Here is an 11,894-nt window from a genome sequence, read left to right as displayed (position 1 = left end):
CCGAAGCTGTCGTCCATCGGCCAGCGGATCATGAAGTACTTGGTCAGGTTCATCGCGTCGTCGCGCCCGCGTCCCCACTCGGGAAAATCGTGGCGGTAGAGCCACTGGAACTGGCCTTCGCGCTCGGTCAGGCGCTTCTTGGTGATCGGGATGATCAGATAGCGATAGGCCATGCGGTCGATGAAGTCGAGCTTGGAAGCGAGTTCGATCTCGGCCATCAGCGTGTCGGCGTTGAAGCGCGGGTCTTTCGCGCAATCAACGAGGAAGCGAAAAAAGGCTTCGAGGTCGAGTGTGTGGTTGGGTCCGGCGACGACCAGCGTCGGCGTCTCGTCGGCTTGGGCGCGGTAACTCGACATGTGACAGGACGCGCAGGTGTTGGCGACGCGATCAAAGCCAATCCGCCGCTTGGAAAACCCCACCGGGAGTTCCTGACCTTCTTCCCACACCACGCCGAAGCTGGCGTAGCCGACGCCGGGCTTGGGCAGCTTGTCGGGAAATACGCGTGGCAGCACGTAGAAAATCCAGTAGGGAATGCCGGCGTCGTTCTCCGCGCCCATCGAGCCGTACTTGAAGCGGTCGTCCGGGTTATCGAAGACCGTTGCGCCGTAGTCGCGCATGAAGCGGTTGTAGCCGACGATGCCGAGCACGACGGTGAGAAGCAGTACGACGAGGCCGGTTATTTTCAGCCAGCGTGGACAGTTGCAAAGCGTCTTCATGGCATCGTCCTCAGAAATTCTTCAGGTATTCCAGCAGCGCCCATTTGTCGGCCGCCGGCAGCGCGGTGCCGTAGGCCGCGCCTTCGTGGCCGGCGTTGCCGTTGCCAGGAATCGCGGTGTCGTAACGGAACAGGCCGGGCGCTTCGGCGGTGACGAAGCCGAGGTGCTGCGGGTCGTAGAGATCGTTACCGCGCCAGAAAATTTTCGGACGTTGCGCTGCGGGTTGCAGCAGATCCCACAGCGTGGGCACCGAACCGTTGTGCAGGTAGGGCGCGCGCAGCCAGAGGCCGTCCAGGGGCGCGTTGGCGTAGCCCCACGTTTTGCGGAAGTGGCGGAAGCGTCGATCCGGGTCGGCCGAATACAGCATGCCCTGGTTCTGCGCGAGCTGCAGGGTGTAGGAATCGAGACGGCCGCGGTCGGTACCGATGGCGGCAATCGGCGTGACCTTGCCGACGGAGTCGCCCGTGAAATTGCTGCCGGATTTGCCGTGGCAGGCAGCGCAGGTGGCGTCGTAGACGGCCTTGCCGCGCGCAGCGAGGGGGGCGTCGATGGGGAAGTATTTTCCGAACGCGGGTGGCGTGGCCGTGGCGATCCATCCCTCGATGCGTGCGATTGCAGCGTGATCGATAAGTTTGGGCGTGGCGCCGGTACCGAAGGCGGCAGAGAGATTGCGTTCTTCGACGCGGCTGTTGTTGCCGTCCCAGTGAAGCTGCATGCCCTGTTTCTTTGCCTGGTTCCAGATCGCCGGGAAGTCGGATACGCCGACGAGTTCTTCTTTTGGCAGATGTTCGAAGGGCACGCCGAAAATGGCCTTCGCCGAATTGAAGGTGTCGACGCGCCCCGGCCCCCACTCGGCCTGCGCATGAATGAAGCGCAGCCGTCCGAGCAGGCCGGCGACGCCGTCGCGCATGAGGTAAATGCCGAGCGGGTAGACCACGGTCTTGTCGAACAGGCCGAGGCCGCCGGCTTTCTCCGCAATACGCGGCACCACCTGCGCGGGGGTGAAGCGGCGGTCGTTGACACAGGCCTGGACGAATTTCTGGAAGCGCATCAGATCCAGCTGATTCGCCGGCATGCCGGAAACCAGTATGGGTTGGGCCGTGAGCGATGTGCGTACGGTGGCGGTATGGCACACGGCGCAGTTGAGAAACACGCGGTCGATGCCCAGATGCCGCCGCTTCGACATGCCGACCGGCAGATCGCGCCCCGGCTCGAAAATGAAGCCGAGCGAGGCGTAGCCCTTGCCCGGCAGCATCTCGGGGCAGACGTCGGGCAGCACCTGAAACAGCCAATAGGGAAATCCCATGTTGCGTTCGCCGCCGGTGGAACCGTATTTGAAGTGTTCGACCGGATCGTCGTAGGTCACCGGCCGGTCGGGCAAAAAGCGGATTGCGGCGACCAGCGCGAAGGGTAGAACCAGCAGGACGATTGCCCACAACCAGAAACGGCAGGCGCTGCACGATGGGGTTGGGGCGGCGGTCATGACGGCCTCAGACTGGCCAGGCGGGTGGCCTGGAATACATCAAAGGGATGGGGCATGCAGGGTCCTTTCTGCTCCGGATGGGGTGGCAGGCGGCAGGCAGGCGCGCAGTTGCGCGTAAGGCCGGGCAAGCAGCGCCTCGGGTGAGCGGCCCTGCGCGCGCAGGCGCAGGCGCATGTCCTGCAGCAGCGCGTCCAGGCTGGGCGAGCGCGCCCAGGTTTCCGCATCCAGACCGCGCGCGGCGAGGATGGCGGACGGCGGCATGGGCGATTTGCCGCGCTGCGCCGCGGCGGTTTTTGCCATGCTGAGGCGATAAAAGATGCGTTCGGCGCAGTGGTCGAGGCGGGCGTCGACGCTGGCGGCATCGCCATGCAGAAAATTCGGCGGTTCGTTCGCGGTGCTGTCGTGGCAGACCCCGCAGTGGGTGCGGAAACGGCTGTCTTCCAGCGGGCGGGATTCGGCGCGGGCTGGGGGAAGTGAGGCGACTGCGGTGTTGCGCGTCAGGCCCAGTTCGGCCAACAGGGAATCGAGTTGCGCCTGCCCGAATGGCCGGGCGGCCAGTACACCTCTAACGCGCAGCGTGTCGAGTACGGCGCCCAGGTCGCGCTTCGCCAGTTGCCGGACGGCAACGGGATCGAGCATGCCGGCGAGCCCGACGACGAAGGCGGTCTTGTCCGGCGCTTTCCAGACTTCCAGCGGTGGACGCAGCAGCAGGGGGTCGCTGGCCGGATCGGGCAGCGCAGCGAGCGGGTCGCGGTTGGGCAGGTCGGGATTGGGGATGGCCAGCCCCTGCGGCCAGACGACTCTCCAGTTGCGATCGAGCGTGACCAGGCTGTCGGGTGCGGGCAACTTGCCGAAGCGGGCGTAATCGAGGGCGGCGGCGAAGGCATCCCTGCGGCAGCGGTCGCCGGTTTCGCCCGCGCCGCAGCCCTGCTGCCATAGCGTTTGCCAGACCGGGAACAGATTGGCGCGATCGGTCGCCGTATCGATGAAATAGGCGATGTCGGTGCCGCTGAGTTTGACGTTGTAGAAGTCGCGCCGCGCCGTTTTCAGGCGAGCGGCAATCGCCGGATTGGCCGGCGTTTCATCCCACAGCGGGCGGGCGAACATCGGCGCGGCATTCTGGTGGCAGGCCAAGCACAGGCTGCGCCTCGCGTAGATAACCCGCGGCGTCTTGCCTTTTTGGTAGTCGCGCACGATCTGGAATTCGAAGCGGCCGGCGGCATCGTTGTAGCTGATGACTTCGACGACCTCGCCTTTCTCGTGATAGCCGAGGAAGAGGCGATCTTTTAGCGGCGGTACGCCGGGTTTGTTGGCGCCGTCGGCGGCGGCGACCACGCGCGGAAAATGAAAGAAATCGGGCGCGCCGGCGTCTTTCTGCAAGGAGCGTCCCAGCGGAATCAGGGTGACTTTCAGCGGCGGCAGGCCGCCAGCGTCGGGTTGCATCTGCGCGTTGATCTGCTTTGCTAGTTTTGAAAACGGATAGGGCACCGGCGCGTTGCCGATCAACTGATCGAAGCGCGAACGACCGATGGGGGGGAGATCATCCTCTGCGGCGGCGCCTGCGGTGGTTGGCAGGGATGTGTTCAGCATGGCGGCGAACATGATCGTGATCCAGCCCGCTTTCATGGCGCTAGTGCTGCGCCAGCACCCGTTTCTGCGTGCCGCTCCAGCAGTCGTCCTTGATCTGGCCGGTTTCGAATTCGGCGCGGCCGGCCTTGTCGAGGTCCTTGCTGTAGAGCACGAAGTTGAGGATGAAGGCATGATCCATGTAGGCGCGGCCGAGGTAAAGGCCGGGTCGCACCATGCGGATTTCGTCGCGCACCCTGAGGCCGCGCCGACCGGCCAGGAAATCGGGCTTCTCGCGGTAGCCGTGGATTTCGTCGGTGAAGGCGTAGTCGATGATGATGGATTCGCGGCGCGAGTCGATCAGGCTTTGCCCGCAGTAGAGCTTGGCGGGAAACAGCAGCCAGGCATCCTTGCCGTCGACGTCGATCTTGCCGATTTCGCCGGGGCCGATGACGGGGCGCAGTACGGCGAGGTCTTCGATGCGGTTGCGCAGCACTTTTTCGTTGCGGTAGAACACCTTGCCTTTCCACAAGGCTTCGCCTGCGGTTTCCAGCATCTTGCCCTTGAAGTTGACGCCGAGGCCTTTGAGCCCGCCGATGATTTCGGCCGCGCGCAGTTTGCCCGAGCTGCCGCGCGGGAAGACGATTTCGCCGTCGAACGGCCCGTCCGGGATCGGCCCGGAGCCGAGCCGTGCGTAGAGCTGGTCGAGTTCTTCCTGGTTCAGCCCGGCGAGATACTTGGGCGTGATCTTGACGAGCTCCTTCAGCGGAATCGGGTGTTCGTATTCGACCTGGGCGAAGTCGGGCTTGCTGGCGTAGTCGTCGCCGTAGGGCGCGAAGGCGATGTCCGGCTTGCCGGCAAACCAGCTGCCGATTTTGTCGCAGCCAGTGAGGCTGCTTGCCACGAGCAGCAGGGCGGCAATGCACTTCGCCCGCGCTGTTCCTTTACACAGTGCGGTTGAACCTGAGGTGGATTTCATAGCGGCTGTCCTCGTCGTCGCTTACGTACTCGCGCAGTTCGCGGTACTGGGTTGGAATCTTCTCCTGCGGCTTGACCTTGACGTCGATGTCGCCCTCGGTCGTAAAGCTCGTCGCGTCCGGGAGCGGGAAGTCAGCCCCGGTACGTTCGGCAAGGTCGAGCAGGGAGTAGCCCGTAGGGTCCTCGATAATCAGATCCGCTGGCGCCCACAAGGCGACGATCAGGTCGACAATCAGCGTGATCGCGATCGCGATCCCCACGGCGATGGCCCCATAGGGCCCAATGCTTTTGAGTTGCGAGAGACCAATGCCGGCGGCGGCGAGTGCGCCTTTGACGAACGCCGCCTGTTCCTTGACCAGGTCTACAAAAATGTCTGTCGACGACGTGATCATGTTGTTGTAGGCATCTTCGCCGTCGACTTCATGGCCGAGTATCGACATCGCCACAGCGAGAATCGGCTGTTGCTGGTCGAAGATCACGCGGGCAATGTCGCGGTTTTCACCCGAATCGACGTCGCCGAAGCGGCGACTCGTCAACTGGGGGGTGCCGATGCTGAGATCGGGCAGCAGGGACACGGCCATGAAGCGCAGGCCAACTTCATCCGAGCCAAAGGACGCGGGCGAGGTTTCCTTGCGGCAGAACAGTTTCTCGGCGGTGATCTGGAACCGGGCGGTCGCCGGGGGGACGACTTCGATGGTGGCGGAATTCGACGTCAGGCTTGAGCCGAACGCGGCGATGCCGGTGATGTTCGGAACGACGACCTGCATGTCGTAGATCGCCGGCGGCAGGTCGGCTGGCACGGTGACGCCGATGCGATCGTGGACGCGGCAGTCGTTGATCAGGCGTGGCTCGCCATCGATCGTTTCATTGACTGGGGTGTCGACGTCGCCGAACACGTGCACGTCGACGTCGACGGCGGTTCCTGTCAGGCGTGCCGTGAAGCGTACCTTGGCGTCGACACTGAAAAAGTTCACGCCCTCCAGCACCGCGCTGTCACCTGCGGCTATCGCCGGTACCGCGATGCACCCGCCGTCGATCAGGTCGCCGACGCAGTTGGCTGTGCGTACCTGGCAACTGACTTGCGGGGCGCCGTTCACCAGTGTGGTCGTGCAGTCGTGCGCGAGCTCCTCAGGCCGCCGTCCGCCCGGAGAAATCAGCGGTATGAAGGACGAGGTCCGAAGATTGTTGACGCTGCAGATGCGCACCTGCGTGAAAAAATCTTCGACGCCGGGCTCAAACACGCGAATCTTTCCGGGGCGCTCTTGCGCCGACGCGTCGGCGTTGTCAAAGCTGAGGATACCGGCCCGCTGCACCAGCTCGTTGCCGAAGGCTCTCGAGAGCAAGTCCGGATCGACGGCATCGTCCGCACCCTGGGCCACTGTTGGATCGAAGAGCTTCTTGCGCAGTTCCGGCGCCAGCGTGTCGAAGCGATCCAGCGCACACGCCAAGGTGCTGCGGACAGCGGCAGGCAGGCCGTCGAGACGTTTGAACGCGGCCGATTCAAGGGCATTTGCAGGCTGCTTGCCTGCCAGATGCCGTCGCACGAGTTGCAGCGTGCTGGCAGCCAGCACGCTCGGCACGCGAGTGCGCTTCGCCAGAGCCTGTAATTTACGCGTCGGGCTGGACTTCTGCTTGCGCCCGGCCACGGGTGGCAGGCAGGTATTGCCGGATGCCGGTGGCGGGTAGCACCCCTCGCCGCCAGTCGGGCTGCCACATTCGGCGGGCATGCCAGGCGGGCAGTGATGATGAATGTTGACGTCGCCGTGTGCTTCGATGTTGATCTCGAGGTTGCAACCGGCTGTGGGAAGGCAATGGGTTTTTCCAGATGCGGGTTCTCCTTGAGTGCCGCTGTCTGCGGGTGTCATGCTGCCCGTGCGCAAACTGGTATCGCTGCCGGGATTGGAGGGGGCTGTCGAATTCGTTTTTTGCATTTCGCTGACTCCTGTAACTTGTGCGTGCTACTGGGCGTACATCCGAGTTCTTTACAACGTGGCCAGGAACGCGATCAGCGCGTTCTTGTCGGCATCGCTCAAGTCTTCGCCGAAGCGGTGGCCATCGTTTTCGATTTCCGCGCTGCACGAGGCGTACACCTGCCACAGCGCGGGCGTGCGGGCGCGCGCTTCCTTCACTACGTCGACCAGCCGGTTGGGATCGGAGACGATGGCTTTGCCGATGGCCTGCATTTCCGCGGCGAGCTGCTTCGCCTCGGCAGCGGGCAGCACGGTGGCGAGCCGCACTTCGAGTTCGGCGGGCTTGAGCTTGGCGCGCACCAGGTCGACGATGAAATCCTTGTGGCGGAAGTTGCCGACGTTGCCCGCGGTGGCGCCCGCCGGCACCCGCACGGTGAAACCGACCAGGCGTTTCTCTTCCTGGCCGTCGAAGATGCGCGGGCCGATGTCGAGCACGATGTCCTCGTCGACCTTGGTTGCCTTGGGAATGCGTTTCGACGGATTCAGCAAATCCTGCATCGACGTGACGTAGAGCTTGAAGCGGCCGTCGACCGAGGGATCGTATTTCCAGCATGCCGGCTGTTTGTCCTTCGGCAGCGGCGGGTTGCCGGGCTGGCTCGTGTCGACGTAGCTGGACCGATACAGTTCGTAGGGGTTGGCCTTGTCGCCGCCCCAGCCGCACAGTTCGGGACCGACCGCGTTGTTGTGCAGGAAGGGGGCGTGCGCCCACAGGTTCAGCAGCGAGACGTTGCGGTAGTAGCCGCGCCCGCCGTCATGCGGTTCGAGAATGCCGGAGACGGTCTTGCGCGCGTGGTAATCCTCGTCGGCAAACTGCTCCCAGACGTGGCCGCGCAGGTGGTTGGAATGCAATGACCTGCATCGATACGTGCCGACTTCGGTGACCGGCGTCGGTACGTCGTTACCCAGCCAGTCGGCGCGCAGGCCGCTCTTACTGTCGATGGCGCGGAAATCGACCGCCTCGAACGGCGGTTTGCCGCTGGAATGACAGCGCGCGCAGTTGGCGACGAAGACCTGCTGGCCGCGCGAGACCGCGCCCTTGCCGAAATTGTGTTCGAGATCGCGCACCAGATCGGTCTGCACGTAGGCTGTTTGTTTCTGGTTCGCGCGTGCCTCGACCAGGTCTTTGGCCTGCCCTTCGGGGGCGGTCAGGAAGAAGTCGAGCAGATTGGGCAGTCGGTCCTCGATGGCGCGGAAGTTGGGGCAGTCGCGCCGGCACTGGCCGATGTCGAACGGTGTCTGGCCGAAGTTGCGCGCCTGCGGGTCGAGCTGGCGCAGGTCGGTGAGGTGGTTGACCCAACACTGCTCCGCGCACGAGCCGATGTTGAAATACACGCGCTGGATCGCGCCGAGCGCGCCGATCGAGTCGCCGCCGCCCTTGAGGATGTGATGCACAGTCTCGGTCTTGAGCGATTTCTCCCAGCACTTGCCGGGCTTGCCGGGTTCGCACCAGCAGGTCGATTCTTTCGCGCCGGTCGGGCACGCTGCGGCCTTGCGCCAGCGGTTGACCTTTTCACCCACAAAGGTGGGCCGCTGCACGGTGTTGATCAGTGCATTGATGGTGCCGGCGTTGTTCACCTGGTCGTTGGGGATCGCCGATGTGTCGGAGGTGCCGGGGCGCGCGTGGGAGAAAATCTGCCACAGCAGGTCGTCGTGCGGCATGCCGGAGATCAGCACTTCGGAGACGCGGATGTACTGGTTGCCGACCAGGCCGGAGAGGTTTTCCCACTTCGGATGTTCGGGGTCGAGCGGCGGCTTCGCCGGGTTGAAGGCGACGTGGCAGGACGCGCAGGCGGTGCCGATCAGGAAGGGCGGTTCGATCGAGGCGTCGGCCAGCTTGCGTACCTTGAAGTCCGCGCGCGCGGGATCGCTGGAGAGCTTGCGGTTGTAGCCTTCCCAGGTGCCGAGGCGGCCGTTGACCTGCTTCCACGCTGCCGCATCGAAGCGCGGGTTGGGAAATTTGCGGAAGCCGAGCGCACCGGTGGAGGTGCCGAAGGCGAGGTTGCAACTGTCCTCGCGGCTTTTCCGGTGGCCTTCTGGATTATTGGCATCGACGCTGGCGTCCTTGAAGTCGCATCCCGGGTCGCGGTAGCCGGGCTTGCCGACGAATTTCAGCAATTCCGTGTCGCCGGGGCACCAGTCGAAGCCGTAGGTCTCCTCGTAGCTCTTCGCCGGGCAGCCATCCGAACCAGGCATGCAGCAACCCGGGTCGTTGATCAGCCCCCAGGTCTTGAAGCGGTTGTCACGCTTGTCGCCGCGCAGCACGCCGTACCAGTCGATCAGTGCCGTGATGCGTTGCTGGAAGGTGTAGGTGTGAAAGCGCGCATTGCCGGCGGTGGCCTTGAACCAGATTTCGCGACCGGCGCGCGCCGAAGGAGAGAGGCCGGCTTCGCCTTCGTGAAACCCGGCGTCGTCGTACGGCGACGCCGCATCAAGCATGGCCGGCGTAGCCGCATCGGGCATGGCCGCCGAGGCAGGATCGGGCAGGGGTGTCGAAACTGCCGCAGTTTCGGCAACGGGCGCCGGCGGCAGCGTGGCGCGGGCGGCTTCGGGTTGCTGGGTGAGCCACGCCAATGCGACGACGGTTGCGATGCTGAAGAAAACCAGCCAAGTCGATGCCTTCATGCTGCTCTCCTGTTGTCAGGGCCGGCGCCCTGAACCTTAGTCAAGGGTGGTGGACTTTCAATGCACCCACCGTGATTTATGCGGCCTCGTCGCGCCGCTCGCGCAGGGTTTCGCACAGCCACGGCAGGATCGGGCCGCTCTCGCCGGCCATTTCCTGACTCTGGATCGCTTCGAGAAGCGGCGCGTGGAACACGGCCTTGCCGATGTAGTGGCCGAGCTTGCGATAGCTTTCGAACTGCGATTCGTCGAACCACTGGTCGGCAGTCGATTCGTGCGGAAAGCCGGGGTGGGTGCATTTGTAGTTGAGCAGGTCGGCCGGCTCGGTACCGACCAGGCGCGGCTTGATGTAGATCAGGTAGGCGTCGGGGGCATCGGGATACACCACGCGACCGACCGTGGAATAGCCGTTTTCCAGATCGTTCGCGCAGATATCGATGACCACGCCGAAGTCGGCGTAGCACTTGCGGATGGCATTGCCCAGGTCTTCGAACTGGCTGTCACCATCCTGCCCCGCATCGATGGCGACTATGCAGGCACAGCGCCGGCGCACCAGTTCGTAAATGCCCAGATTCTCGAAATGGCCACCGTCGGACAGGTAGACGAATTTCGAGGTGAACCGGGTCAGGCCGAACAGTTCGCTCAGTAGATAGGTGCCGCCGAAGGGCGGGTCGTGCAGCATCCAGACATTGTCGTTCGCCGGATTTGGGCTCCAGTGGCCGAGGCGGACATTGAACACCGTCATCAGGAAAGTCAGCGCGGGCGAGCTGTGATAGCCCATGTTGGGCGAGGCAGCGGCGCCCGAGATTGCCATCGCAGATCCCATCCAGACCCCTTCCATGTATTGCGAAGTGGGGCGGTAATGGCTGAGCAGCAGGCCTTTTTCGTCGGGCAGGGTGAAGCTGTACCCAGTGGCCATCGGCGTGAAGGCAAACGCGGCAGCGCGGCGTTGCTGCCAGGCGAGTTGCTTGCCGGAGACCAGATTCATCGCGGTGTTGAAGATGGGATAGGGGCGTTGGCATTGCGGCTTGCCGAGCGGTGCGTTGCACAGGCTGGCCAGCTTGAGGTCGTCGCGCGGGTCGAAGCCGGTGAAGGGATGCGGAACACGCAGCTTGCACCGCGATGCGCCAAGGTAGCAGCGCACCAGACGCTGACGGTAGAAGTGGTAGATCGAGAACAGGTTGACGTCGATGCGCGAGGCCAGCGCGGCGGCGGCGCCCAGGCTGCTCAGACACAACAGTGCAATCCAGAAAGCCCCGACGTGCTGGAAGTTGGAGGCCTCCTGATACAGCACGTCCGGCAAGTAGGCGGGTGTGCTTGCGTGATGCATGCATTGCTCGCAAAACACCGGCAGCATCAGCAATTGATGCAGGCCCAGCGACAACAGGCCGAGCAGGCCGACGATGAATACATAGGGAACGACCTGGGCGATGCGGTCGCGCCAGGTTGAGCGGGTGTCTGCGGACGTTTTTGCACCCCGCCCCAGTAGCACGCCGGTCAGCGTGGACAGCGCCCAGGTTGCACCGCCGGCGGCGACGAAGGCTTGCGGCGCCCAGCGGAAGAAGGCGGGTGCAATGTAGACGATGCTGAACAGGGCCGCCCATACCAGCGAGGCGAGCAATACCCAGCCGCCGAGGCGCGCCCACCACTCGCGCGAGTCGTGCGAAAAATAGCGTCCCATCAGGCCGATGTGGCCGACTACGGTAAGTGAGTAGAACTTCAGCAGCAGGGCCGTGGCGAGTGCCGAGGCGATCCAGGAACCGCTGTAGCCATGGCCGATTTGCTGGATGTAGCTTGCCACTTTGGCGAACGCGGCGAACAGCAGGCCGCCGAGTGCGCCGGCCAGCAAAGCGAAGAGCGCCATCTGGATGATCCGTCCTGGCGAAAACTTGGGTTGTTCGTGATGGCGGCCGAGGAACCGGCCCAGCGCCCAGCCCGCCAGCCAGGGTGGCACGTAGATCAGCATGCCCCACAGCACCCAGCCCTTGAGTGTGATCTGTTCGAGCTGGTCGGCGCCCGCGTAGAAGCCGTAGGCGATGAGCCAGGCCGACAGCAGTGCGGGCAGTACCACCAGGGCCAGTACGCCGCTTTGCCGAGTGAAAAAGGGACGGTTTTGATAAGCGCCGCGGCTACCGAGGTTAAGGCCGATGAACAGCATGGCAATAAAAATGCAGCCGATGCCGCCGGCGAATAGCGGGAGCAGATTGGCCGGCGCATGGGTTTGGCCGCTTTCCCAGCCGGTGAGCCAGCGCGCAAACCACACCAGCAGGCGCGGCAGCAGCAGCAGGCCGCCGAGCGTCAGCAGCAGCAGGGTAAGGTTGAGATAGAGGTTGCGCAGATAGGTGGCCACCGCAGTGAGGGTGTCTGCGGAGAAGAAGCTGGCCTTGGGGGTGAGGTAATTGCTGTAGCTGCGCAAAAAACGAATGGCAGGATTTTCCTCGCCGCCGGACTTCAGCTTGTCTTCAGCGTCCTCGATCCGGCCGTTGCACTTGACATGGATGAAGGCTGACAGCCAGCCGCCGATATAGCCGCCGCCCGATACGCACGACAGGTAGTCGAATT

The 11,894-nt window shown here is 63.9% G+C and carries 6 protein-coding genes and 1 pseudogene; all 7 read right to left on the bottom strand.

Annotation, left to right across the window (positions count from 1 at the left end; all coding sequences use genetic code 11):
- Positions 1 to 716: pseudogene (locus IV098_RS14705) on the bottom strand (hypothetical protein); the annotation flags it as partial.
- Positions 717 to 726: 10 nt separating this feature from the next.
- Positions 727 to 2,199, bottom strand: coding sequence for a c-type cytochrome (locus IV098_RS14700; RefSeq protein ID WP_296890396.1), 1,473 nt, complete (start codon positions 2,197 to 2,199; stop codon positions 727 to 729).
- Between the two features lie 39 nt (positions 2,200 to 2,238).
- Complete coding sequence (locus IV098_RS14695; protein WP_296890394.1) at positions 2,239 to 3,825, bottom strand: hypothetical protein; 1,587 nt, start codon at positions 3,823 to 3,825, stop codon at positions 2,239 to 2,241.
- A 4-nt stretch (positions 3,826 to 3,829) separates the two neighbouring features.
- Positions 3,830 to 4,744, bottom strand: a complete 915-nt coding sequence (locus IV098_RS14690; protein WP_296890392.1) for a hypothetical protein — start codon at positions 4,742 to 4,744, stop codon at positions 3,830 to 3,832.
- Complete coding sequence (locus IV098_RS14685) at positions 4,710 to 6,674, bottom strand: hypothetical protein (protein ID WP_296890390.1); 1,965 nt, start codon at positions 6,672 to 6,674, stop codon at positions 4,710 to 4,712. The genes IV098_RS14690 and IV098_RS14685 overlap by 35 nt, the downstream gene beginning before the upstream one ends.
- A gap of 51 nt (positions 6,675 to 6,725) precedes the next feature.
- Complete coding sequence (locus tag IV098_RS14680; RefSeq protein ID WP_296890388.1) at positions 6,726 to 9,335, bottom strand: cytochrome c; 2,610 nt, start codon at positions 9,333 to 9,335, stop codon at positions 6,726 to 6,728.
- A 76-nt stretch (positions 9,336 to 9,411) separates the two neighbouring features.
- Positions 9,412 to 11,894, bottom strand: a 2,483-nt coding sequence (locus IV098_RS14675; protein ID WP_296890386.1) for a hypothetical protein, incomplete at its 5' end; no start/stop codon positions are given.

This window comes from Thiobacillus sp. (genome assembly GCF_018780105.1).
Taxonomy (GTDB): Bacteria; Pseudomonadota; Gammaproteobacteria; order Burkholderiales; family Thiobacillaceae; genus Thiobacillus.
Note: the sequence above shows the minus strand (reverse complement) of the source record. Positions and strands in the feature narration are given on the sequence as shown.